The following is a 23,720-nucleotide window of genomic DNA, read 5'->3' as shown; positions in this document are numbered from 1 at the left end:
TGATTCGCACGGCGTTGTCTGCAACTCTCGACACGCCTCGATGCTAGAATTCCCGACTGCCCGCATGGCGACATGCGCGCCCCTTGCGGCGCAATCCGCATCCTCCAAGTCCCCGCTCAAGTGAATTTCGACGAATATTGCCAGCAAAAAGCGGCGCCGCCCGGCTCGAGTGCTTACTACGCGCTGCGCCAGGCGCCGCTGGCACGCCAGCCTCTTCTCACCGCGCTCTTTGCGCTTCGCCGCGAACTCGAAGAAACCGTGCAGGAAACGAGCGACCCGACCGTCGGCCGCACCAAGCTCGCCTGGTGGCAAAAGGAGACGGCGGCGCTGGCCGCGGGGCAGCCATCGCATCCGGTATCGCTCGCACTCGCCGCGCACTGCAGCGACGTGCGCGCGGAAGAAGACGCGCTGCAGGCGCTCGTCGCCGGCTTCCAGATGGACCTCGATCAGGCGCGCTACCTCGATTTTCCGAATCTGCGCCGCTATATCGAGCACGTCGGCGGAACCTTCGCCGCGACGGTCGCGCGCGCCACCGCGCGCGATCCGCACCATGCCGCCGAATGGGCGAAACCGATCGGCAATGCGCTGATGCTCGCGCAGTTCGTGCAGGAACTGGGCAATGACGCTCGACACGGCCGCATCTATGTTCCGATCGATGAATTGCAGCGCTATCAGGTGACGGCAGCCGATTTGATCAATCGGAAATACAGCGCAGCGTTTACCGAACTGATGCGCTTCCAGACGGGTCGCGCCCGCGACGCGCTGAAGACGGCGCTGGCCGGCATTCCGATCGCGGAACGCGGCACCCAGCGCACGCTGCGCGCGCAGGTGGCGCTCGCGCTGTCCGTGCTCGACGAAATCGAACGCGACGGCTACCAGGTGCTGCACCAGCGCATCGCACTGACGCCGATCCGCAAGCTGTGGATCGCCTGGCGCGCCGCGCGCAAACGCTAGCCGGCGCGATCCTGGCGGTGCCGCGAAATGCCGTCCGCGCCGCGCGCTAGACCCGCAGCAATGGCAGCGGCTCGAAGCGCTGTCCAAGAACGCTCGACGCGTCGAGCCCCCACCACGGTCCGAGCACGGTCGCATAGATCTGCCGGAAGTCCACGCCGACGGGCAGGTTGCCATTCCCATCGAGCCGGGCAAGATCAGGCGCCGCGCCGTATAGTCCGCCGCGCACGAGTCCGCCCGTCACGAAGTGAGGCGCCGCCGTCCCGTGATCCGTGCCGTTGCTCTCGTTTTCGCGCGGGCGCCGGCCGAATTCCGCGTACGTCACCACGAGCGTGTTGTCCCAACGGCCGAGCTCGATCAGCGCCGAACGCATCGACGCGAAGCCGTCCGCAAGCTGCTTGAGCAAGGCGGCCTGTTGGCCGGGCTGGTTCTGGTGAGTATCGAAGCCGTTCAACGTGAGACGGATCACCGCGACGCCTTGCCCTGCTTTCGGCCGTCCCTGCGGCGTGTCGCATGCCGCGAGCACCTGCATCGCCGTCTTGATCGACGTGCCGAACGCCCCCGGAGCAAAGGCGGTCTTCAACGGATACTGGCCGTCGCGCGCCGCGCCGTTGACGGCGGGCCGCAACCGGTCGGCTGCCTTCACGATGTCGTTCTCGACGTCGAGTATGTGCTCGAGCTCGGGGTTGCGTTCGTGCAGCGAAACCGGCGTCGCGAGACGCGACGCGCGCACGAACTGCGTCGGATTCACGAGCGCGATCGCTCGCGCGCCGTTGGCGAGCGGACCCATTTCCGCGCTGCCGATCACTACGCCATCGGCCGCGAAAGTCGACGGCACGGGCGCTTCCGCGAAGGCACGCGTCAGCCACCCCTCGCGCAGATATTCGTCGGAGCGCGACGCCGTATCCCAGATCTCGATCGAGCGGAAATGTGACAAGTTCGGTTGCGGATAGCTGAGGCCCTGGACGATCGCCAATTGCTTGGCCTGCCAAAGCGGCATCAGCGTTTGAAGCGACGGATGCAGCGCGGTGCGATCGTCGAGCGGAATCATCTGCTCGCGCTTGATGCCGATGTTCTTGCGCAGCGTCCGGTAGGCTGGATCGGCGTAGGGAATGACGGTGTTCAGCCCGTCGTTGCCGCCCTTCAGCTCAACGAGGATCAGGAGGTTGCGGTAAGTTCGCAGCGACGCGCCCGCGGCATTGCGCCGCGGCTCGCCGGCGAACGACAACGGCCGCCAAAGCGATGCGCCGCTAGCGGCGGCTGTCGCAAGGAAATCGCGTCTCTTCATTGCAGCTCCTCGTTCGATTGTCGCGTTGCAAGCGAAGTGCCCCCACACGTTCGCGGCGTTTTCATCGCTGTCGCCCGCTCCTGCGCGCGCGTTCGTTGAGCGCGCGGGCGGACTTATTTAAGCTGGTAGGCCGGGTCCATCAAAAGCGCCTCGAGATAGGCACTGCCGGTCGAGTCGGTATCGATCGCATCGACCGGCGCAATCGGCAGGACCGCATGCTGCAATTGCAACTCGGCCGACAGCCCCGGCTTGCCGCTCGGCGCCGCGCCGAATTGCGCGAGCCAGCCGTCGAGATCGAAGCGCATGCTGCCGGGTCCGGCTTTTGCCATCGCTTTCTGCGCTCGCGTGTTTGCCGCTACGGTCGGGCTCGCGGCGGCCATTCCGCCACCGGCCATGCTGATGCCGGGAGAGCCTGCGCCCGCCGCGCCGAGCTTCATCGGATGCAGCTTGCCCGGCTCGGTCGCGCGGAACAACTGCTCGACGAATTGCTTGCGCGCGAGCAGCGTCGAGCTGTTGATCCACGCCTGCCCGCCCGGCCATCCCTTCACGTTCGGCGGATAGAACAGGTTTTCGCCGAGGTTGCGAATGGCGCCTGCGAATGGCTCCGTGCCGTCATAGGCAACGTCGAATTCGCGCAGCGTCCCGACGACGAATTCGACCGGCGACTTCACCAGCACGCCGCGGTTGTCCTCGTTCCAGAACGCGTCGGAAAGGAACAGCCCGCGCAGCGCCACTTTGATGTCGTAGCGGCTCGCCCTGAAGCGATCGGCGATCGGCGCGATCTGCACCGCGTCCGGCGCCTCGGAAACGAACTCGCGCCAAAGCTCCGTGGTCACGAGCGTCGCCGTCTCGGGCTGAGCGAGCAGGATGTCGAGCACCTGGTCGCCGTCGAACGGGCCGGTTCGGCCAAGCACGGTCTTCAGGCCGTCGTCATGCAACTGCGGCCGGAAGACGAACGCCTGCGTGTCGGGATCGACGGCCCAGCCGGTATACGCGCGCGCCGCTTCCGATACGTCGTGCTGCGAGTAGTGGCCTTCGCCGAGCGTGAAGAGCTCCATCGCCTCGCGCGCGAAATTTTCGTTCGGTCGCCCCTTGCGATTGCTCGCACCATCGAGATAAAGCAGCATCGCCGGGTCTTTCGCGACGTCATGCAGCATGACCCCGAAGTTGCCGAGCGCTTCGCGCCGCAATAGCACGTCCTGCGCGAGCATCACCTGCGGATAGCCGACCTTGTCCTGGCCCGACGTGAAGTGGTTGTGCCAGAAGAGCGTCATCCGTTCGGTGAGCGGCGACGGCGTGACCACCATCTCGCGCACCCACCACGCGCGCAGCGCTTCGTAGCGCTGACCGCGCGTCTGCTGTTCGGCGCGACGCTCGTCGGGCATCCGTTCGCGCTGCTCGGCGCGCGTCGGGATCGGCTCGCTGGCCCAGACCGGCAACGGCGTGACGGCTTGCGTACGCGCAGCCCCGAGCACTTTATCGACCGCCTGCTCGCGCGAGAGGCCAACGTATGGAGCGACTTCGTTGGAATCGGGCGCGAAGCCCACGCGGGTCAAAAAGAAGCGCGCGTCGTTCGCGTCGAGAAGCGGCTGATCGGGGCCATCGGGCACGGCAACGTGTGCCTTGTGATGCTTCGCCTTGAGCGAATGAACGGCGCTCGCGGCTTGCGCTTGCGCGTCGGGCATCGTCAATGCCGACACGGCGGCCGCCAGCGCCAGGACGCACGTGGCCATCGACAGCCTGATCTTCAAAGCGGATTGGATTTTCATCGTGTGTCGCTCGGAGCATCGGATCGATAGTCTGCCGGCAACCTAAATCACTACGGGGATTGTGCTACTCAACGGCACGTTCCGCCGTCAAGTTGACGATGAAATTGCTACGAAATTTTTCGACGAGCACCAACGTTTAATCTGTTGAGTTAAACGTTTGCGAAGTGAAATTTACGCATTGGAATTGCGCAATATCGAGCGGAGCGAATCAGCGCTTGTAAAGCTCGCGCACCGCGTCTTCAATATGCTGGCGCAGCAAGCGCCGCTCTTCCGGCGTCATGTGGCCATCGCGGCGCTGTCGATCAAGATCCGGCGGGACGGCCGCACGCACGATGGCTTCGGACGCGGGGCGATCGGGTGGCGTGGGGTGATCCGCACGCACCGCCTGAGCCACCTTGCGGCGATATGCCTGATGCCACTGGGATGGATGTTCTTTGAACGATTCGGCGTGAACGCAAATCGGACTGGCCGCGCTGGCGAGTCCGCCGGCCAAAGCTAGCGCGACCACTTTGATGCGCGCATTCGGCCAAACCCCTCCGGTCATCTTGTTCCCTTCGTCGTGCGGCAACCGGCTACCTCGAATTACTTGTGCGAACCCGGTGAGAAAGTCGGGTGTATCGGATGTGAATAAGTGATATGGGTTGAAGTATCTACTGAACGGCCGCCATCCGTAAAGGAGTGTATGCAAGCATGCTTTACGCCGTGCCACTTGCCAGGTAAATTTTGTAACTGACTGTAACCCAGGAAATCCCGCGCCCGCGCTCACCTTTCTAATCGCGCTAAGATGCCGACCATGGAAACCAAAAACCCTTCGAAAATCCTTGTAGTCGACGACGATCCGCGCTTACGCGACCTGTTGCGGCGCTATCTCGGCGAGCAAGGCTTCAACGTGTACGTTGCCGAAAACGCCCCGTCGATGAACAAGCTGTGGGTCCGCGAGCGCTTCGACCTGCTCGTGCTCGACCTCATGCTGCCCGGCGAGGACGGGTTGTCGATCTGCCGGCGCCTGCGCGGCAGCAACGACCGCACGCCGATCATCATGCTGACGGCCAAGGGTGAAGACGTCGACCGCATCGTCGGCCTCGAAATGGGCGCCGACGATTACCTGCCGAAACCTTTCAATCCGCGCGAGCTCGTCGCTCGCATTCACGCGGTGCTGCGCCGCCAGTCGCCGTCGGAACTGCCGGGCGCGCCGTCGGAAACGACCGAAGTGTTCGAGTTCGGCGAGTTCGCGTTGAATCTCGCCACGCGCACGCTCACGAAGTCGGGCCAAGAAATTCCGCTCACCACCGGCGAGTTCTCCGTGCTGAAGGTGTTCGCCCGCCATCCGCGCCAGCCACTGTCGCGCGAAAAGCTGATGGAGCTCGCACGGGGCCGCGAATACGAAGTGTTCGATCGCAGCCTCGATGTGCAAATTTCGCGTCTGCGCAAGCTGATCGAGCCCGACCCGGGCAGCCCGCGCTTCATTCAGACCGTTTGGGGCCTCGGCTACGTCTTCATTCCCGACGGCGCGGCTTGACGCGCTTTCTGGCGTACTCACTCCATAAGAAGGGCTCATGCGCATCGACCGGCGCCTGATGACGCACGCGTTCGGCGGGCTCTTCTGGCGAACCTTCCTGCTGATCGCCCTGCTCATCGCAGTCAGCCTTGCCGCGTGGTTTCAAAGCTTTCGCGTGATCGAGCGCGAGCCGCGCGCGCAGCGCGTCGCGCTGCAGCTAGTCGCGGTCGTCAAGCTCACGCGTACCGCACTTCTCTATTCCGATCCCGACTTGCGGCGCGCGCTATTGCAGGATCTGGAGAGCAATGAGGGCGTGCGCGTCTATCCGCGCGAAACCACCGACAAGTACAAGCTGCAGCCCGACGAATCGCTCAACCGGCTGATCGAGCATGACATCCGCGGGCGCCTTGGCGAGGATACGGTCATCGCGCAATCGGTCAACGACATCCCCGGCGTCTGGATCAGTTTCAAGATCGACGACGACGATTACTGGGTCGCCCTCGACCGCGATCAGCTCGATAATGTGACGGGCCTGCAATGGGCCGGCTGGGGTGTCTTTGCGCTCGCGCTGTCGCTCTTCGGCGCAGCGTTCATCACGAGTCTCGTGAACCGGCCGTTCGCGCGTCTTGCGATAGCGGCGCGCAAGGTCGGCTCGGGGCAATCGCCTGAGCCGCTGCCCGAGAAAGGCATGGGCGTGGCGGCGGAAACCAACCGCAGCTTCAACCAGATGGTGCGCGACCTCGAGCAGCTCGACGCCGACCGCGCCTTGATGCTCGCGGGCATCTCGCACGACCTGCGCACGCCGCTCGCGCGTCTGCGTCTCGAAACCGAGATGAGTCCGTCCGACCAGGCGACGAAGAACGCGATGATCGACGACATCGAGCAGATGGACATGATCATCGGCCGGTTCCTTGACTACGCTCGTCCCGTGCAGCGCATGCCGGAACCCGTCGACCTTTCGTTGATCGTAGGAGAAATGGCGTCACGCCTGGCCACCGAAGATGGCGTGCGGCTGATCACGCGGCTTGCGCCGTCGGCAGTGATCGAAGCCGATGCGACCGATGTGCGGCGCGTGGTCGGCAATCTGCTGGAAAACGCCCGCAAGTACGGGCACAGTGAAAACGACGGCATCCCGCACATCATGCTCGAGACGCGCGTGTCGCATTCGCGGGTCGAGTTGTCGGTGCTGGACGAGGGCCCAGGCATCCCTGAGGATCAACTGCCGCTCGTCACCCGCCCGTTCTATCGCGTCAATACGGCGCGCACGCAGGCGAGCGGCACCGGTCTCGGCATGGCGATCGTGCAACGGCTCGTGGGCCGCCACCGCGGCGCGCTGCGGCTGCGCAACCGGTCGCCCGGCCCGGGACTGGAAGTCACGATCGAGTTCCCGCTCGCCCGAGGCGGCTAAAGCCGCCCAGTCACCCATCCCCTAGCACAGGAGCAGTGGCGGGCGCCACCGCGAGGTCTTTCGCTGCACCGCAATAAAAACTATCCGCCTCATTAGGAAAAATCTATTGGTGGAATAATATAATAGAGCCATAGCTTGACCTGTGTAACGCAGACGTTACAGCGAGCAAGTAGCTTGAACCGGAAGTTTTCCCAACCTCACACAGGAGTATCCGCATGAAGACCGTGGGCGATAAACTCGAAGCTTTCACTGTTACTGCCGCCAAGCCTGGCTTTAACCACCCCGAAGAAAACGGCCAATCGGCGTTCGAAGAAATCACCGAAACGTCGTTCCCGGGCAAGTGGAAAATCATCTATTTCTACCCGAAGGATTTCACGTTCGTCTGCCCGACGGAAATCGTCGAGTTCGCGAAGCTTCAAAAGGACTTCGCTGAGCGCGACGCCGTTCTGCTCGGCGGCAGCGTCGACAATGAGTTCGTGAAGCTGGCATGGCGCCGCGAGCACAAGGACCTGAACAAGCTGAACCACTACGCGTTCGGCGACGTGAAAGGCGAGCTGATCGACCAGTTGGGCGTGCGCGACAAGGAAGCCGGCGTGGCCCTGCGCGCGACGTTCATCGTCGACCCGGACAACACGATCCAGCACGTTTCGGTGAACAACCTGAACGTCGGCCGTAACCCGGAAGAAATCCTGCGCCTGCTGGACGGCCTGCAAACGGACGAGCTGTGCCCGTGTAACCGTGCAGTCGGCGGCGCAACGATCTAAGCCTTGCTTCGGAAAAAGCCCGCTAAGCTTCAAAGCCGGCGGGCTTTTTTATCGGCAAACCGATAGGAGAAGTCAATGGAATTCTTGGCGTGACCGCACGACCTTCATTTCGGCTGGACGCGCGCGAGCAGCACCGCCGCCTGAGCCTCGATTCCCTCGCCTCGCCCCAGATAGCCGAGCTTCTCATTGGTCTTCGCCTTCACGTTCACGCGGTCGAGCGGTAAGCCAAGATCTTCGGCGACGTTCGCCCGCATTGCATCGATGTGCGGCGCAAGCTTCGGCGCCTGCGCGATCACCGTGCTGTCGACGTTCTGGATCGCAAAGCCCGCCTGCGCAATACGCGCCGCGCACTCGCGCAGCAGCACCCGGCTGTTCGCGCCGGCAAAGCGCGTGTCGGTGTCCGGAAAGTGGCGGCCGATGTCGCCGAGCGCGGCCGCGCCGAAAAGCGCGTCGGTGATCGCGTGCAGCAGCACGTCGGCGTCCGAGTGGCCGAGCAGGCCCCGGTCGTACGGCACCGTCACGCCGCCGATGATGAGCGGGCGCCCCGGCACCAGCGCGTGCACGTCGTAGCCTTGTCCGATTCTGAAATCCATCCGTGAGTCCGTTTATTCGAGTGAGTTGCAGGATAGGGGGTGCTCGATCAAGCGCCGGCAGTGTGGCGGCTCGCGGACCGGCTGAGGATCGCCTCCGCGAGATCGAAGTCTTCCGGATACGTGACCTTGAAGTTGCGCAGGCTTCCCTGCACGAGACGCGGCGCGTGGCCGAGCCATTCGATCGCGCTCGCCTCGTCGGTCAGATCGTGGCCATCCTGCTGCGCGCGCAGGATCGCCTCGCGCAGCATGCCGGCGCGGAACATCTGCGGCGTCTGCGCCTGCCACAGGCCGTTGCGCGATTCCGTGCGGGCGATATGCTCGCCCGTGCCGGCGTCGACGCGCTTGAGCGTATCGGCGACCGGCAGCGCCATGATCCCGCCTACCGGATCGTCCTTCAGCGCAGCGATCAGCGAGCGGATCAGCGCCGGCGTAATCCCGGGGCGCGCCGCGTCGTGCACGAGCACCCAGTCGGTGTCGGCTGCGCCGAAGTCGGCGAGCGCGGTCAGGCCGTTCAGCACCGACGCCTGGCGCGAAGCGCCGCCGCAACGGCGCACGGCGAAGCGCAGGCCGGCGAAGCGGCGTGCGTCGAAGTGCTGATCGTCGGGGGCGATGACGACGAGCGTCTGCGCGAATTCGCTGCACGCGTCGAACGCGGCCAGCGTGTAGTGCAGCAGGACGCGGCCGGCGACGGTCCGGTATTGCTTGGGCATCGGGGCGCCGGAACGGCTGCCGGTGCCTGCGCAGGGAATCAGGGCGAAAAGACGCGGGGTCACGGAAGTCACTGAGGTCGATGAGGTTGCAGGGTAAGCGAGCCGCGAAGTCAAAAGTAAAGGACGGATTTTATAATAGGCCTTCGCCTGATTGCCGAGACCCGCGTAGACTTGCGGATTCCGCTTGTGCCGGGTGGTTTCGCCTGTATTAACGGCCGCACCTCTTCATCTATGTCCCCAAACGCCGCACCGTCTTCGCCGTCTTCCTCGCCCGTCGCGCTCGTCAAGCCCGGCCAGCGCTTCGCTTTCGACGGCACGCATGGCTCGTCCGACGCCCTTCTCATCGCCCGCTATCACCTGACGTGGCGTGAAGAGGTGCCGCTTCTCGCCGTGGTCTGCGCGAGCGCGGTCGACGCGCAGCGGCTCGCCCAGGAAATCGCCTACTTCGCGCCGAACGCGCGCATCCGCGTGCTGCCGGACTGGGAGACGCTGCCCTACGACACGTTCTCGCCGCACCAGGACCTCGTGTCCGAACGGCTCGCGACGCTGCACGATCTCGGCGAGGGCCGCTGCGACATCCTGCTCGTGCCGGCCACGACCGCGCTCTACCGGATGCCGCCCGCCGCGTTCCTGGCCGCGTATACGTTTTCGTTCGCGCAGGGCGAGCGCCTCGACGAGGGGAAGCTCAAAGCGCAATTGACGCTCGCCGGCTACGAGCACGTGAGCCAGGTCGTGCGGCCCGGCGAATACTGCGTGCGCGGCTCGCTGATCGACCTCTATCCGATGGGCTCGCCGCTGCCGTACCGGATCGATCTGTTCGACGACCAGGTCGACTCGATCCGCGCGTTCGATCCCGATACGCAGCGCAGCCTCTATCCGGTCGGCGACGTGCGGCTCCTGCCGGGCCGGGAATTTCCGTTCGACGAAGCGGCGCGCACCGCGTTTCGCAGCCGCTGGCGCGAGGAGTTCGAAGGCGACCCGAGCCGCTCGCCGATCTACAAGGACATCGGCAACGGCGTGCCGTCCGCGGGCATCGAGTACTACTTGCCGCTTTTTTTCGACGAGACGGCCACCCTCTTTCACTACTTGCCGGAACGCGCGCAACTGGCGTTCGTCGGCGACCTGGACAGCGCGATCCGGCGCTTTACCGCCGATACGAAGCAGCGCTTCAACTTCCTGTCGCACGACCGCGAGCGCCCGATTCTCGAACCGCAGCGCCTGTTTTTGACCGACGACGATTTCTACACCCTCGCGAAGCCGTTCGGGCGGCTCGTGCTGCCCATGAACGGCGGCGGCGCATGGGCCACGCCGTTGCCGAATCTCGCGATCGACCGCCACGCCGAGGATCCCGTTCTGGCACTGCGCGCCTATCTGGACGCGACGCCCAACCGCGTGCTGTTCGCCGCCGAATCCGCGGGCCGCCGCGAGACCATCGCGCAGCTGCTCGCCGAAAACCACGTGCGCCCCACGTCGAGCGACAGCTTCGAAGATTGGCTGACGAGCGACGAGCGCTTCGCGCTCGGCGTCGCGCCGCTTGCCAACGGCTTTGCGCTGCCGGGCGAAGGCTACGCGATCGTCACCGAGACCGAGCTGTACGGCCCGCTCGCGCGCCGCGCCGGACGCCGCCGGCAGGAACAGGCGAGCAACGTCGACTCGATGGTGCGCGATCTGTCGGAGCTGAAGCTCGGCGACCCGGTCGTGCATTCGCAGCACGGCATCGGCCGCTACATGGGCCTCGCGACGATGGACCTCGGCGAAGGCGACACCGAGTTCCTGCACCTCGAATACGCGGGCGACAGCAAGCTCTACGTGCCCGTCGCGCAACTGCATGTGATCTCGCGCTACAGCGGCGCCGATCCGGAAAGCGCGCCGCTGCATTCGCTCGGCTCGGGCCAGTGGGAAAAAGCGAAGCGCAAGGCCGCCCAGCAGATCCGCGATACCGCCGCCGAACTGCTGAACCTGTACGCGCGCCGCGCGGCGCGCGAAGGCCACGCGTTCAAGCTCGATCCGCGCGACTACGTGAAGTTCGCCGAGAGCTTCGGCTTCGAGGAAACGCCCGATCAGGCCGCGGCAATCGCAGCCGTGATCGGCGACATGACGAGCGGCAAGCCGATGGACCGGCTCGTCTGCGGAGATGTCGGCTTCGGCAAGACCGAGGTCGCGCTGCGCGCCGCGTTCATCGCGGTGATGGGCGGCAAGCAGGTCGCGCTCCTCTCGCCGACCACCTTGCTCGCCGAACAGCACACGCAGACCTTCTCCGACCGCTTCGCCGATTGGCCCGTGCGCGTGGCCGAACTGTCGCGCTTCAAGTCGGGCAAGGAAGTGAACCAGGCGATCTCACAGATCAACGAAGGCAGCGTCGACATCGTCATCGGCACGCACAAGCTGCTCTCGTCCGACGTGCAGTTCAAGCGGCTCGGCCTCGTCGTCATCGACGAAGAACACCGCTTCGGCGTGCGGCAGAAAGAGGCGCTCAAAGCGCTGCGCGCCGAAGTCGACGTGCTCACGCTCACCGCGACGCCGATTCCGCGCACGCTCGGCATGGCACTCGAAGGCCTGCGCGATTTCTCGGTGATCGCGACCGCGCCGCAAAAGCGCCTCGCGATCAAGACCTTCGTGCGGCGCGAGGAAGAAAGCGTGATCCGCGAGGCGATGCTGCGCGAATTGAAGCGCGGCGGCCAGGTGTACTTCCTGCACAACGAAGTCGAGACGATCGAGAACCGCCGCGCGATGCTCGAAGAACTCGTGCCCGAAGCGCGCATTGCCGTCGCGCACGGACAGATGCACGAGCGCGAACTCGAGCGCGTGATGCGCGATTTCGTGGCGCAGCGCGCGAACGTGCTCTTGTGCACGACGATCATCGAAACCGGCATCGACGTGCCGAGCTCGAACACGATCCTCATCCATCGCGCCGACAAGTTCGGCCTCGCGCAGTTGCACCAGTTGCGCGGCCGCGTCGGGCGCTCGCACCACCAGGCGTACGCCTATCTGCTCGTGCACGATCCGCAGGCGCTCACGAAGCAGGCGCAGCGCCGGCTCGAAGCGATTCAGCAGATGGAAGAGCTCGGCTCGGGCTTCTATCTGGCGATGCACGACCTCGAGATCCGCGGCACCGGCGAGGTGCTCGGCGACAAGCAATCGGGCGAGATCCAGGAGATCGGCTTCCAGCTCTACACCGACATGCTCAACGACGCGGTGAAAGCGCTGAAAGACGGCCGCGAGCCCGACTTGACCGCACCGCTCGCCGCCACCACCGAAATCAACCTGCACGCGCCGGCGATCCTCCCTGCCGACTATTGCGGCGACGTGCAGGAGCGCCTGTCGCTCTACAAGCGCCTCGCGAATTGCGAGCACAACGATGCGATCGACAACATCCAGGAAGAGCTGATCGACCGCTTCGGCAAGATGCCGCAGCAGGCGCATGCGCTGATCGAGACGCATCGGTTGCGGCTCGCGGCAAAGCCGCTCGGCATTTCGAAGATCGACGCAGGCGAGGCCGTGATCGGCCTGCAGTTCATCCCGAACCCGCCGATCGACGCGATGCGGATCATCGAGATGGTGCAAAAGCACAAGCACATCAAGCTCGCCGGCCAGGACAAGCTGCGCATCGAGACGCGCAGCCCCGATCTGGCGGTGCGCGTCTCGACGGTCAAGGAGACGCTGCGCGCGCTCGGCACGCCGTCGAAGCAAGGCGCGCAGGCGGCTGCCACGGCACGCTGAGCGAAGCAGCGCCGACGCTGCACTGCCGCATCGCATCCTCTCCCTGCGATCGCCGCGCGCCGATGGCCGCCCGGCGAGAGTCGCCCCGCGCAAACTCCCTGCCGGTCGCAAGCGCCGTACCTCGCTCGCGGCGCAAAGAGCGTTCGCCGCCTCGCGAGCGCTTTGGGGCGCACTGATTTTTCGGTATGATCGAAAGACTAACGAGCCGGAGTCTTCTCATGTCACAGATCGCTGAAACGGCGCATCTCGTCACCCCCGCCTCCTCGCATCTGCAGCCTTCCTCCCCCGCTTCTTCTCCTCCGTCGCCCGTCAGCCTGCCTTGGGTCGAGCGTCTCGTATCGATGAATACGACGAGCCGCTTGCCGAACCTGGGCCTGATCGAAACCGTGCGCGACGCGTTGCGCGAGCGCGGCGTCGAAGCGACGCTCACGCACGATACGCGCGGCCACTGGGCCAACTTGTTCGCCACCGTGCCCGCGCACGACGGCGGGACGAACGGCGGCATCGTGCTGTCGGGGCATACGGACGTGGTGCCCGTCGACGGCCAGCCATGGGACAGCGACCCTTTCAAACCGGAAACGCGCGACGGCAAGCTCTACGGGCGCGGCACCTGCGACATGAAAGGCTTCATCGGCGCCGCGCTCGCGCTTCTGCCCGAGATGCAGGCGACGAAGCTGGCAAAGCCGATTCACTTTGCGCTGTCGTTCGACGAGGAAATCGGCTGCGCCGGCGCGCCGCTCATGATTGCCGATCTGCAAAAGCGCGGCGTGAAGCCGGACGGCTGCATCGTCGGCGAGCCCACGAGCATGCGCCCGATCATCGCGCACAAGGGCATCAACGCGTACCAATGCTGCGTGCGCGGCCATGCGGCGCATTCGTCGCTGACGCCGAAGGGGCTCAACGCAATCGAATACGCAGCGCGCTTGATCTGCCATATCCGCGACATCGCCGAGCGCTTCCGCGCCGAGGGTCCTTTCGACGAGCTCTACGACGTGCCGTTCACGACCGCCCAGACGAGCACGATCGAAGGCGGCAACGCGCTCAACACCGTGCCCGCCGAGTGCCGCTTCGTGTTCGAATTCCGCAACCTGCCGACGCTCGATCCCGAGCCGATCTTCAAGCGCATCGAAGACTACGCGCAGCGCACGCTGCTGCCGCAGATGCAGCGCGAACATCCGAACGCCGCGATCGAGTTTTCGAAGATCGCCGCGGCGCCAGGTCTCGATGCGTCGGAACAGGCGGCGATCACGCAGCTCGTGCGCGCGCTCACCGCGAATCAGGAGAAGCGCAAGGTCGCCTACGGCACCGAAGCGGGTCTCTTCGCGCTCGCCGGCGTGCCGAGCATCGTCTGCGGCCCCGGCAACATCGAGCAGGCACATAAGCCCAACGAGTACGTCGAACTCGATCAGCTGGTTGCCTGTGAGCGCTTCTTACGCAAGTTCATCCATAGCATGTCGGTGGAGGCGCACGCCTGACGCGTGCGCCGGTTAGCGCGACCGAGCACCGCCGATCCCCAACAAAACACACGCCCATGTCCACTGCCACGCCGCAGCACACGAATCACACGATTGACGGCGAACCGATCCCCACGCTGGACGCGATCGCCACGCAGCACTTCGCGCTCACGCCGTGGGTCATGCGCACGCCGGTGTTCGAGCGTCAGGATTTTCCGTCGCTCGAAGGCACCCACGTCAACTTCAAGTTCGAACTGCTGCAGGCGAGCGGCAGCTTCAAGGCGCGCGGTGCGTTCACGAACCTGCTCGCGCTCGATGCCGCGCAGCGCAGCGCAGGCGTGACGTGCGTGTCGGGCGGCAATCATGCGGCGGCCGTGGCGTACGCCGCGATGCGTCTCGGCATCAGCGCAAAAGTCGTGACCTTCCGCACGGCGAGCTCCGCGCGCATCGCGTTGTGCAAGCAATATCGCGCGGAAGTCGTGACGGCCGATACGGTCGCCGAGGCGTTCGAACTCGTGCGCCGTATCGAAGCCGAAGAAGGCCGCTACTACGTGCATCCTTTCAACGGCTACCGCACCGTGCTCGGCACCGCGACGCTCGGCTACGAATGGGCCACGCAAACCCCCGATCTCGACGCGGTGATCCTGCCGGTCGGCGGCGGCGGCCTCGCAGCCGGCGTCTCGACGGCGCTGCGTCTCGCCAATCCGCGCGTGCACGTGTATGGCGTCGAGCCGGAAGGCGCCGATGCGATGGGCAGGAGCTTCGCCGCGAATCACACGGTCAAGATGGGCACGATGCATACGATTGCCGATTCGCTGATGGCGCCTTATACCGAGCAATACAGCTACGAGCTTTGCCGGCGGCATGTCGACCGCCTCGTCACCGTGTCGGACGATGAATTGCGCTCGGCGATGCTCAAGCTCTTCGCTAATCTCAAGCTCGCGGTGGAGCCCGCCTGCGCGGCGTCTACGGCGGCGTTGCTCGGGCCGCTGCGCGAGACGCTGCAGGGCAAGCGCGTCGGCTTGCTGTTGTGCGGGACCAATACGGATCCGGTGACGTTCGCGGCGCAGATCGAAAGCGCAAAGCCCTGACGCGCGTTTGCACGCACCGCTGCGCCGCCCTGCCCTTATCCACAGATTGTGTTGACAGAGTTGTTGATAAGCTCTGGGCTAATCGCGTAAGTGGTTGAGCACGCAACGAATTCCGGCGCTGACTTCCGACGCTGAAAATGAAGCGGCCCGCGGTGCGCTCAGTCGCGCGTTCCGCGGGCCGCATCCATCGCATGGGTTGCGTGGCGTGATGTCAGATCAAGGCTTGTTGTCCTCGAACAGGTTCATGATCTGCTGCTTCTCGGTCGACGACACGTCCGGCGTCTGAAGCCCCGCCGGTCCGATGCTGCCCACTGCATCGCTCGCCGCCGCGAGCGCGTTCCCCGATTCGAGGCCGATGCTCGCAACGAAGCCGTTGCCCGGCACCATGTCCGCGTAATACAGCTCGCCGTCGACGGTCGTCACGCCATCGGGCATCGGCATCTCCTGCTGCGGCACGCCGCGCAGCGCGAGTCCCATGTAGTCGACCCAGATCGGCAGCGCGAGCTGCGCGCCGAATTCGCGGCTGCCGAGGCTCTTCGGCTGGTCGTAGCCCATCCAGGCGACCGCGACGAGCGACGGCTGATAGCCCGCGAACCAGCCGTCCTTCGCATCGTTGGTCGTCCCCGTCTTGCCCGACAGGTCCGAACGGTGCAGCACGTTCGTGCCCGCGCCCGTGCCCGACGTCGCCACCGAATGCAGGAGGCTGTTCATGATGTAGTCGTTCGCGGCGCTGATCGTGCGCGGCGCGTTCTGCCCGGCGACGATCGGCTGCGCCTTCGAGACCGGCTGGCCGCGCGCGTCGTCGACTTCGGCGATCAGATACGGGTTGATCCGGTAGCCGCCGTTCGCGAACACGCTGTACGCCCCCGCCGATTGCAGCGGCGTGACGAGACCCGCGCCGAGCGCCATCGGCAGGTACGGCGGCGTCTTGTCGGGATCGAAGCCGAACTTCTGCGTGACGTAGTCCTGCGCGTACTTCGTGCCGATGTACGAGAGGATGCGGATCGACACGAGGTTCTTCGACTTCTCGAGCGCGACGCGCAGCGGCATCGGGCCATCGGGCTGGTCGTCGTCCTTCGGCTCCCACGGGTCGCCGCCCGGCGTGCTCGGCGGGAAGTACAGCGGCGCATCGTTGATGATCGTCGCCGGCCCGAGGCCCTTGTCGAGCGCGGCCGAATAGATGAACGGCTTGAAGCTCGAACCCGGCTGGCGCCACGCCTGCGTCACGTGGTTGAACTTGTTCTTGTTGAAGTCGAAGCCGCCGACGAGCGCGCGAATCGCACCGTCCTGAGGCGTCAGCGACACGAGCGCGCCCTCCACCTGCGGCAACTGCGTGATCTGCCATTCGCCATCCTTCGCCCCCGGCATCACGCGAATGATCGAGCCGGGCCGGATGCGCTGCGTCGGGTTCGCGCGCGGGCTCAATGCGGCCGCGACGAACTTCAGGCCATCGCCCTTCACCGTCGCGGTCGTGCCGTCGACGAATTGCGCCGTCACCGACGCCGGGCTCGCCGCCGTCACGACAGCCGCGACGATCTCGCCGTTGTCGGGGTGATCGGCGAGCGCGTCGTCGATCGCCTGATCGCGGTCGTCGGCGTCGCCCGGGAGCTGGATGTAGCCTTCCGGGCCGCGATAGCCGTGGCGCCGCTCGTAGTCCATCACGCCCTTGCGCACCGCGCGATACGCGGCGTCCTGGTCGGCCGAATCGATCGTCGTGACGACCGAGAGGCCGCGCGTGTAGGTCTCGTCCTTGTATTGCGCGTACATCAACTGGCGCACCATTTCGGCGACGTACTCGGCATGCACGCTGTACTCGTTGCCCGCGGCCTTGGTGTGAATCTCTTCCTTCACCGCTTCGTCGTATTGCGCCTGCGTGATGTAGTTCAGGTCGAGCATGCGCTTCAGGATGTATTCCTGGCGGATCTTCGCGCGCTTCGGATTGACGATCGGGTTATACGCGGACGGCGCCTTCGGCAGGCCCGCGAGCATCGCCGCCTGGGCGAGCGTGATGTCTTTCAGGTCCTTGCCGAAGTAGACCCGTGCCGCAGCCGCGAAGCCGTAGGCGCGCTCGCCCAGATAGATCTGATTCATGTAGAGCTCGAGAATCTGATCCTTCGTGAGCGCACTTTCGATCTTGTACGCGAGCATCATTTCGTAGATCTTGCGCGTGTAGGTCTTCTCGCTCGACAGGAAGAAGTTGCGCGCCACCTGCATCGTGATCGTGCTCGCGCCCTGCGATGCGCCGCCGTGCATGAAGTCGGCGAGACCCGCGCGCAGGATGCCGATGAAATCGACGCCGCCGTGCTCGTAGAAGCGGTAGTCCTCGATCGCGAGCACCGCTTTCTTTTGCATGTCCGGAATGTCCTGGAAACGCACCAGGCTGCGGCGCTCTTCGCCGAACTCGCCGATCAGCACGTGGTCCGCCGTATAGACGCGCAGCGGCACCTTCGGCCGATAGTCGGTCAAGGCGTCGAGCGACGGCAGCTGCGGCGCCATCACGACGAGCGCGTAGCCGACGATCAGCGCGCCGACGACAGCGAGCGTCGCGAACAGACCCGCAAACGTGAGCGCGATGCGCGCGCCAAATGAGCGGCCGCGCGGTGCGGATGGGCGTTCGGTGCTGCGTCGGTTGTGATCTCGGTCGTCTGCCGATTCTTGCGAGGATTGCGGTCGTTTAATGATAGGCATGACTGGAAAGTTGGACGCGGCTCGCCGCGCCTAGTGCGCGCTGGCTTGCGCGCGAGTGGATCGTGATCGTAACGTCATGGCATCGTGCGTGCGTGGCACGCGTGTCCCGTATGTCCATTTAGGCCGGCTGTATTTTCGAGACCTGCCCGGCAGCGCTCCGCCCCCCGGCGAAGCCCGCCGCACGGAGCCAGACGTGCGATGCAACAGCGCATTTTAATAAAACCGGACGGCTGTCAACAAACTTTTTTTGTAAGAATTCCCTAGTGGTCGGACCCTGTGCCGCCGTACCGAGGGCTGCCGCACAGACCGGGGCGATCGGCCTAACTTATCAACAGAATATGTTGAAAGCCCTGTGGAAAAAAGGCAGAAAACGTCATCAACTCGTTGATGCCGCAGACATTTGGCGGGCTGCACGTTTCGCGCCTCCTGAACTCGCCTTATGATGGAAAACGTTCTGCACCGCCCGCCGTCAGGCGCACAACGTCTAGCGCATCAGAGTCGAACGAACGCCCGCGAGCCGACCATGAACAAATCCAGTGAACGCATCGTCATCTTCGTCACGCCTGCGCAGAAGCTCGCCATTTCGACGAGCGCGCAGCGTCTTGGCATCAGCGTGAGCGAGTTGATCCGGCGTGCCGTGCTCGAATTCGAGGCGACGGGCGATCAGGTCAAGGCGGCGAGCATCGTCGACCGTCTCCATGCGCCGCAAGCGCCCAATGCGCTGAACGAGACCTTGCGGCGCGTGGCGAAAGGAGCGCCCGCCGTGCGCCATGCGGCGCCGGCGGCTTCGGCGGACCGGCCCGACGACGGCACCCCGCCGCGCGCTTCGCTCGGCGCGTCGGTCGCGCGTGCGATCGCCAAGGCCAACGACGAGACGCGCTTCACGCAGGAAGCGGTCGAAAGGGTTACGGCAAAAAAAGCGGCGGAGCAGACGCGTCCGCCCGCCAAAGCTGCCGCTCCGAAAGCGGTCCCGCCGAAGCTCAGCCCGCCGCAAGCGCGGATCGAGACCGACGGATCCGGCGCCGAAGTTGCCTCCAATTCGGCTGACGGCGACGTCCCCGGCGCCGCCGAAGAAGGTGGCAGTTTCGCTTGATGTGAATGCTTTCAAATCGAAAGTATTCATAACGGATTAAAGGGGCGATTCGCTAAAGCATTCCATTTTCATGCCGGATTCCATGGCGTATTTTTACCGTTTGCCTCGCTTGATCCTGCGACGCCCAAAATCTTCGCCATCCGCTGAAATCGATACGCAGCGTGCGTTTAAGCATTTTTTAAGCGATCGCATGCTGTAATATCCGCCGCGTAAAGCACGAATCACACTGACACTTATGCACCGAGCGCAGGCGCGCCTGTCACGGCATCCTCATAAAATGGCCGCACGACTATTGCAATTCGCCCGCCTGCCCCGACATCAGCGTCGCGTGCGTCCATGCGGCGCACGCAATGCGGCGCAACGGCGCACCGGCGTAAAGTATCGATTGCTCGCAGCGCTATTCGGCTTTGGCGCCGATTTCAATCCACGGAGGAATTCATGTCGCTTTTCGATAGCATTTCGCGCACGGTCAAAGGTCTTTTGAACGACGCTGCCGATTCCGTGCAAGACCCGTCGCGCGACGCGCGCCAGATCGTGCGCGAGCTCGACGACAGCATCGCCAAGGCGGAAAACTCGCTGATCGAGATCGAAGCGCAGGTCGCCACGCAGCAAAGCAAGCACGATGTGGCTGCGGAAAAGGCGAAGAAGTACGAAGACGGCGCGAAGCGCGCGCTGCAAACGGGCGACGAAGGCCTCGCCCGCGAAGCGCTCGCCGCGCAGGCGAATGCGGAAACCGAGCGCGATGCGCTCGCGAGCGAGCTCGCCAAGCTCGAACCGTCGGTCGCTCAGTTGAAGTCGCAGATCGCCGACATGCGCCAGCGTCGCAACGACCTCAACGCGCGCTCGAGCATCCTGCAAGCAAAGCAGGAAATCGCGCAGGCGAAGGACGTCGCCGCGACCGCGCTCGGCGGCATCGGCGGCAAGAACCTGTCGGAAGACTTTCAGAAGCTCGAAGACAAAGTCGAGCTGTCCAACGCGCGCTCCGATGCGCGCCTGAATTCGGCCGATACCGCAAGCGGCAAGGCGCTCGACGACAAGCTCGCCGCGCTGAACCGCGGCCCGTCGGTCGAGGATCGCCTCGAAGCGCTGAAAAAGCAGTTGAATACGCCGGCGGAGTGACGCCGCAACGGCGCTGCCGCTGACGCCGCTTGCGTCAGCCGCCTGACCATCGGGCATCGCTCGCGCAGAACTTCCGCGCGCGGTGCCCGTCGCAAGAATATGTCGATTGCCATGGAGACGGGCGCTCGCCGCCCGGTCCGCATCATGAAGAAATTTCTCGCAGCCGCTGGGATGTCGCTGATGCTGGTGTCGGCCGCGGCCTTTGCCGTGCCGAGCGCGCAGCAAGTCGAGCGCGCGATGGCGCAGGGCAACTGGCAGCAAGCCGATACGGAACTGAGCCAGGTGCTCGAAGCGCATCCGAACAACGCGCACGCGCATTACCTCTACGGGCAGGTGCTCGATCGCGAGGGACGCTACGCCGACGCGCTCGCGCAAATCCAGCAGGCGAAAGCGCTCGATCCGCAGATCCGCTTCACCAATCCGACGAATTTCGCGCAAGTCGAGGCGCGCATCCGGTCCCACGCGAAGACGGGCAGCGTGCCGCAGCCGCGCACCTCGGTTACGTCCGGCACGGCGAATTCGTTCGCGCAAACGCAAGCGATGCCGCAAACGAGCGAACGGCATGGGCCGTCGACGGCGGCTTGGGTCGGCATCTTGCTGCTGTTCGTCGTGATCGCGTTCGTGCTGCGCTGGACACTGCGCCGCGCCCGCTCGACCGAAGACGGCCGTGCCGGCGAAGATCGCCGCGCCCAATTGAAGCGCGCGACCGATTTGCTGAACGCAGTGCGCTCCCTGAAGCTCGACGTGCGTCTTTCGACGGCGCCGGGGCATGACGCGCTCGCGAACGAAGTCGAGGGTGCGGAGAACCAGTTGCGCGATCTCGTCGAAGCGCTCTCGAACGGCAAGAACCCGGTGGCGCCGTACCAGATCGAGGCGCTCGAAAAGCAGGTCGCGAGCCTCAAGGCGCGCGCCGAAGGCCGGCCCGATCCGAACGCGGCGCCCGCGCCCGGGCAGTCCGCGTATGCGCAGGAAGCCGAACGCTTCGGGCAGGCGCAGCAACCGCCCTACGCCCCTCAGTATCCGCAGCAGCAACAGCCGACGATCGTCGTGCAGCAAGGCGGCGGTTTCGGCGGCGGCATGGGCGGCCTGCTCACCGGCGTGCTGCTCGGCGAAGCGCTGTCGGGCAACCGCGACCGCGTGGTCGAGCGCGACGTGATCGTCGATGACGAAACACGCCGCCGCGAAGCCAGCGACGCCGATAACGGCGGCGTCGATTTCGGCCAAGGCTCAAACGACTGGAACGACGACGGCGGCGGCACCGACATGGGCAACAACGACGACTCGGGCGGCTGGACCGATACGTGAAGCCGCGCCCCTCGCCCCGCATCGCGATCGTCGGCAGCGGATTCGCCGGCATCGGCATGGCGATTCACTTGAAACGCTTGGGGCTGACCTCGTTTACGGTCTACGAGGCGGCGCACGACATCGGCGGTACCTGGCGCGACAACACGTATCCCGGTACCGCCTGCGATATCCCTTCGCACCTCTATTCGTTTTCGTTCGAGCCGAACCCGTCGTGGTCGCGCGCGTTCGGGCAGCAGCACGAAATCCTCGCCTACCTCAAAGGCTGCGCGCGCAAGTACGCGATCGAGCCGTTCATTCGCTGCAATACGCGCGTCGAGGCGGCCCGCTTCGACGACGCACGAGGTCTGTGGCGGCTCGAACTCGGCGGGGGCCCCGGCGCTCAGGACCCGGCGAGCGTCGAAGCCGACATCGTGATCGCCGCGAGCGGCGCGCTATCGCGTCCGGCGATGCCGCAGATCGAAGGCATCGAACGCTTCGAAGGCAAGCTCTTTCATTCCGCGCGCTGGGACCACGGCTATCCGCTCGAAGGCAAGACGGTCGCCGTGATCGGCACCGGCGCGAGTGCGATTCAGTTCGTCCCGCAGATCCAGCCGCTCGTCGCGCGCTTGCATCTGTTCCAGCGCACCGCGCCGTGGATCATGCCGAAACAGGACCGCGCGCTCGGCGAGCGCACGCAGCGCCTCTTCAAGCGCGTGCCGTTCACGCAGCGGCTCGTGCGCAGCGCGCTCTATTGGCAGCACGAATCGCGCGCGCTCGCGTTCGTCGCGCATCCGAACCTGATGAAGTGGCCGATGAAGTTCAGCTTGAGCTACCTGGAGCGGCGCATCGCCGACCCGGTGCTGCGCGCGAAGCTCACGCCGAACTATCACTTCGGCTGCAAACGCGTGCTCTTGTCACGCGACTTCTATCCGGCAGTCAGCCAGCCCAACGTCGACGTCGTCACGACGCCGATTCGCGAGATCGTCGGCGGCGGCATCGTGACCGATGACGGCACGCACTATCCTGTCGACGCCATCATTTGCGGCACCGGTTTTCAGGTGGGCGACGCGGGTGCGCCGTTCGAAGTGATCGGCGCGCAAGGCGCGGATCTCGACGCACTGTGGCGGCAACAGGGCCCCGAAGCGTATCTCGGCACGAGCGTCGCCGGCTTTCCGAACTTCTTCATGCTGACGGGCCCGAACACGGGCCTTGGCCACAATTCGATGATCTACATGATCGAGTCGCAGATCGCGTACATCGCCGATTGCCTGCGCGCGTTGCGACGGCGCGGCGCGCGCACGATGACGCTCAAGCACGACGTGCAGCGCGCATTCAACGAGCGGCTGCAGCGCGGCACGCAACGTTCGGTGTGGGCCACCGGCTGCCACAGCTGGTATCTGTCGGGGAGCGGCAGGAACACGGCGCTGTGGCCCGGATTCACGTTCACGTTCCGGCGCCGCACGCGGCGCGTGCGTGCCGCCGACTATCACTTCGCGCGCTGAGCGCGCCCCACGTAGACGAGCGTGTCGTAGACGAAATCGACGAAGCCGTCTTGCGCGTCCTTGTCGAACAGCTCGCGCAGGCTCGCCATCATCGGCTCGTAGTTCGCATGTCCGGGCTTCGGCGCATACGACGACGACGCGAGACGCCCCCTGAGCCCGTCGAAATCGAGCCGCTGGACGTTGTCGAACACGCCCTTCTTCACGAAGTCCGCGCCGAACCACTCGGACATCCACACGTCGCCCGGATAGCGGTCGGCGACTTGCGCGTAGTCGAGCGAATAGCGGCGCAGCAGCGCTTCGTAGTCTTCGAGAAACGGCGTGCCGGCCACGCGCCGGAGATTCCAGATCAAGGCGATCGATCCGTCCGGTTTCAGGATCCGCGCGAACTCGCGCTTGGCGGCCGCCGGATCGAACCAGTGGAACGCCTGCGCCGCGATGACGAGGTCGACGCTCGCATCGGGCAGCGTCGTCGCTTCGCCGGTACCGGACACGCTCCGGTAATGGACGAAACCGCTAAGCCACAGATCGGCCGCCTGCCGCATCGCTTCGTTCGGCTCGACGGCGGCGACCGGATGGCCCGCGTCGAGAAAAAGCTTGGCCGAGATGCCGGTGCCCGCGCCGATATCGGCGACGCGCGCATCGGCAGCGAGCTTGCAGGTGTCGTGCAGGAACGCGACGATCTCGCGCGGATACGTCGGCCGGTATTTGACGTAGTCGGCGACGCGGTCGGTGAAGCGTTGGGTGGAGTCGATGATCATAGGCGTGGTCCTGGGTCGGCGGGAGCAGTG

At 65.1% G+C, this 23,720-nt stretch carries 18 protein-coding genes; 11 read left to right on the top strand and 7 right to left on the bottom strand.

All coding sequences use genetic code 11. The features are described from left to right. The first annotated feature begins 120 nt into the window (after positions 1 to 120). Positions 121 to 954 carry a squalene/phytoene synthase family protein gene (locus J3489_RS21765; protein ID WP_207001571.1) on the top strand — a complete coding sequence of 278 codons (834 nt, stop codon included), beginning with the start codon at positions 121 to 123 and terminating at the stop codon, positions 952 to 954. 46 nt (positions 955 to 1,000) lie between these two features. Here J3489_RS21765 and J3489_RS21760 read toward each other — a convergent pair whose 3' ends face one another. The 3 genes from J3489_RS21760 to J3489_RS21750 form a co-directional block, all read right to left on the bottom strand. Then, a complete protein-coding gene (locus J3489_RS21760) occupies positions 1,001 to 2,239 on the bottom strand; it encodes a DUF1501 domain-containing protein (protein WP_207001528.1) in 1,239 nt (412 codons plus the stop codon). A 113-nt stretch (positions 2,240 to 2,352) separates the two neighbouring features. After that, on the bottom strand, positions 2,353 to 4,008 hold the full coding sequence (locus J3489_RS21755; RefSeq protein ID WP_242540192.1) for a DUF1800 domain-containing protein: 1,656 nt from the start codon (positions 4,006 to 4,008) through the stop codon (positions 2,353 to 2,355). Between the two features lie 208 nt (positions 4,009 to 4,216). Continuing rightward, a complete protein-coding gene (locus J3489_RS21750; RefSeq protein WP_374193472.1) occupies positions 4,217 to 4,576 on the bottom strand; it encodes a hypothetical protein in 360 nt (119 codons plus the stop codon). Positions 4,577 to 4,792: 216 nt separating this feature from the next. Between J3489_RS21750 and ompR the strand changes: the two genes are divergently transcribed. From ompR to J3489_RS21735, 3 genes are all read left to right on the top strand, one after another. After that, positions 4,793 to 5,527, top strand: coding sequence for an osmolarity response regulator transcription factor OmpR (gene ompR, locus J3489_RS21745; RefSeq protein WP_374193471.1), 735 nt, complete (start codon positions 4,793 to 4,795; stop codon positions 5,525 to 5,527). Between the two features lie 37 nt (positions 5,528 to 5,564). Beyond that, the gene (locus tag J3489_RS21740) at positions 5,565 to 6,914 is read left to right on the top strand and encodes an ATP-binding protein (RefSeq protein WP_207001527.1); all 1,350 of its coding nucleotides are present in this window, start codon (positions 5,565 to 5,567) and stop codon (positions 6,912 to 6,914) included. 215 nt (positions 6,915 to 7,129) lie between these two features. Then, positions 7,130 to 7,678, top strand: coding sequence for a peroxiredoxin (locus J3489_RS21735; RefSeq protein WP_207001525.1), 549 nt, complete (start codon positions 7,130 to 7,132; stop codon positions 7,676 to 7,678). Positions 7,679 to 7,782: 104 nt separating this feature from the next. Here J3489_RS21735 and ispF read toward each other — a convergent pair whose 3' ends face one another. Together ispF and ispD are read right to left on the bottom strand one after the other, a co-directional pair. After that, a complete protein-coding gene (ispF, locus tag J3489_RS21730; RefSeq protein WP_207001523.1) occupies positions 7,783 to 8,271 on the bottom strand; it encodes a 2-C-methyl-D-erythritol 2,4-cyclodiphosphate synthase in 489 nt (162 codons plus the stop codon). A gap of 47 nt (positions 8,272 to 8,318) precedes the next feature. Then, the gene (gene ispD, locus J3489_RS21725; protein ID WP_207001521.1) at positions 8,319 to 9,044 is read right to left on the bottom strand and encodes a 2-C-methyl-D-erythritol 4-phosphate cytidylyltransferase; all 726 of its coding nucleotides are present in this window, start codon (positions 9,042 to 9,044) and stop codon (positions 8,319 to 8,321) included. A 168-nt stretch (positions 9,045 to 9,212) separates the two neighbouring features. On the opposite strand from ispD, the gene mfd reads away from it, so the two are divergent. The 3 genes from mfd to J3489_RS21710 all read left to right on the top strand — a co-directional run bounded on the left by mfd (position 9,213) and on the right by J3489_RS21710 (position 15,246). After that, a complete protein-coding gene (mfd, locus tag J3489_RS21720) occupies positions 9,213 to 12,701 on the top strand; it encodes a transcription-repair coupling factor (RefSeq protein WP_207001518.1) in 3,489 nt (1,162 codons plus the stop codon). 218 nt (positions 12,702 to 12,919) lie between these two features. Further along, positions 12,920 to 14,176 (top strand): acetylornithine deacetylase, encoded by a 1,257-nt coding sequence (gene argE / locus J3489_RS21715; protein ID WP_207001516.1) that lies wholly within the window; start codon positions 12,920 to 12,922, stop codon positions 14,174 to 14,176. 56 nt (positions 14,177 to 14,232) lie between these two features. Next, complete coding sequence (locus J3489_RS21710; protein WP_207001514.1) at positions 14,233 to 15,246, top strand: threonine/serine dehydratase family protein; 1,014 nt, start codon at positions 14,233 to 14,235, stop codon at positions 15,244 to 15,246. A gap of 216 nt (positions 15,247 to 15,462) precedes the next feature. Here the strand turns inward: J3489_RS21710 and J3489_RS21705 are convergent, their stop codons facing one another. Then, positions 15,463 to 17,934 carry a penicillin-binding protein 1A gene (locus J3489_RS21705; RefSeq protein WP_207001512.1) on the bottom strand — a complete coding sequence of 824 codons (2,472 nt, stop codon included), beginning with the start codon at positions 17,932 to 17,934 and terminating at the stop codon, positions 15,463 to 15,465. Positions 17,935 to 18,457: 523 nt separating this feature from the next. Between J3489_RS21705 and J3489_RS37735 the strand changes: the two genes are divergently transcribed. The 4 genes from J3489_RS37735 to J3489_RS21685 all read left to right on the top strand — a co-directional run bounded on the left by J3489_RS37735 (position 18,458) and on the right by J3489_RS21685 (position 22,932). Beyond that, positions 18,458 to 19,027, top strand: coding sequence for a plasmid mobilization protein (locus tag J3489_RS37735; protein ID WP_242540190.1), 570 nt, complete (start codon positions 18,458 to 18,460; stop codon positions 19,025 to 19,027). A 438-nt stretch (positions 19,028 to 19,465) separates the two neighbouring features. After that, positions 19,466 to 20,146: a PspA/IM30 family protein gene (locus J3489_RS21695; protein ID WP_207001510.1), complete on the top strand. Its 681-nt coding sequence runs from the start codon at positions 19,466 to 19,468 to the stop codon at positions 20,144 to 20,146. 144 nt (positions 20,147 to 20,290) lie between these two features. Beyond that, positions 20,291 to 21,451 (top strand): tetratricopeptide repeat protein, encoded by a 1,161-nt coding sequence (locus J3489_RS21690; protein ID WP_207001508.1) that lies wholly within the window; start codon positions 20,291 to 20,293, stop codon positions 21,449 to 21,451. Then, entirely contained in the window at positions 21,448 to 22,932 is a 1,485-nt protein-coding gene (locus J3489_RS21685; RefSeq protein WP_309491399.1) for a flavin-containing monooxygenase, read from the top strand. Before J3489_RS21690 ends, J3489_RS21685 begins: the two co-directional genes overlap by 4 nt. Here the strand turns inward: J3489_RS21685 and J3489_RS21680 are convergent. Further along, positions 22,917 to 23,690 carry a class I SAM-dependent methyltransferase gene (locus tag J3489_RS21680; RefSeq protein WP_207001506.1) on the bottom strand — a complete coding sequence of 258 codons (774 nt, stop codon included), beginning with the start codon at positions 23,688 to 23,690 and terminating at the stop codon, positions 22,917 to 22,919. The genes J3489_RS21685 and J3489_RS21680 overlap by 16 nt on opposite strands. Positions 23,691 to 23,720: the final 30 nt, after the last annotated feature.

Origin of the sequence: Trinickia mobilis (genome assembly GCF_017315705.1) — a bacterium.
Lineage (GTDB): Bacteria > Pseudomonadota > Gammaproteobacteria > Burkholderiales > Burkholderiaceae > Trinickia_A > Trinickia_A mobilis.
The sequence above is the reverse complement of the archived record's forward strand: the minus strand, read 5'-3'. Positions and strand labels throughout refer to the sequence as shown.

What these genes read in the sequence shown, in the direction of transcription:
- J3489_RS21760 (WP_207001528.1), bottom strand. Translation starts at nt 2,239, where the DNA reads ATGAAGAGACGCGATTTCCTTGCGACAGCCGCCGCTAGCGGCGCATCG.
- J3489_RS21755 (WP_242540192.1), bottom strand. Translation starts at nt 4,008, where the DNA reads ATGAAAATCCAATCCGCTTTGAAGATCAGGCTGTCGATGGCCACGTGC.
- ompR (WP_374193471.1), top strand. Translation starts at nt 4,793, where the DNA reads ATGCCGACCATGGAAACCAAAAACCCTTCGAAAATCCTTGTAGTCGAC.
- J3489_RS21740 (WP_207001527.1), top strand. Translation starts at nt 5,565, where the DNA reads ATGCGCATCGACCGGCGCCTGATGACGCACGCGTTCGGCGGGCTCTTC.
- J3489_RS21735 (WP_207001525.1), top strand. Translation starts at nt 7,130, where the DNA reads ATGAAGACCGTGGGCGATAAACTCGAAGCTTTCACTGTTACTGCCGCC.
- ispF (WP_207001523.1), bottom strand. Translation starts at nt 8,271, where the DNA reads ATGGATTTCAGAATCGGACAAGGCTACGACGTGCACGCGCTGGTGCCG.
- mfd (WP_207001518.1), top strand. Translation starts at nt 9,213, where the DNA reads ATGTCCCCAAACGCCGCACCGTCTTCGCCGTCTTCCTCGCCCGTCGCG.
- argE (WP_207001516.1), top strand. Translation starts at nt 12,920, where the DNA reads ATGTCACAGATCGCTGAAACGGCGCATCTCGTCACCCCCGCCTCCTCG.
- J3489_RS21710 (WP_207001514.1), top strand. Translation starts at nt 14,233, where the DNA reads ATGTCCACTGCCACGCCGCAGCACACGAATCACACGATTGACGGCGAA.
- J3489_RS21705 (WP_207001512.1), bottom strand. Translation starts at nt 17,934, where the DNA reads ATGCCTATCATTAAACGACCGCAATCCTCGCAAGAATCGGCAGACGAC.
- J3489_RS37735 (WP_242540190.1), top strand. Translation starts at nt 18,458, where the DNA reads ATGAACAAATCCAGTGAACGCATCGTCATCTTCGTCACGCCTGCGCAG.
- J3489_RS21695 (WP_207001510.1), top strand. Translation starts at nt 19,466, where the DNA reads ATGTCGCTTTTCGATAGCATTTCGCGCACGGTCAAAGGTCTTTTGAAC.
- J3489_RS21690 (WP_207001508.1), top strand. Translation starts at nt 20,291, where the DNA reads ATGAAGAAATTTCTCGCAGCCGCTGGGATGTCGCTGATGCTGGTGTCG.
- J3489_RS21680 (WP_207001506.1), bottom strand. Translation starts at nt 23,690, where the DNA reads ATGATCATCGACTCCACCCAACGCTTCACCGACCGCGTCGCCGACTAC.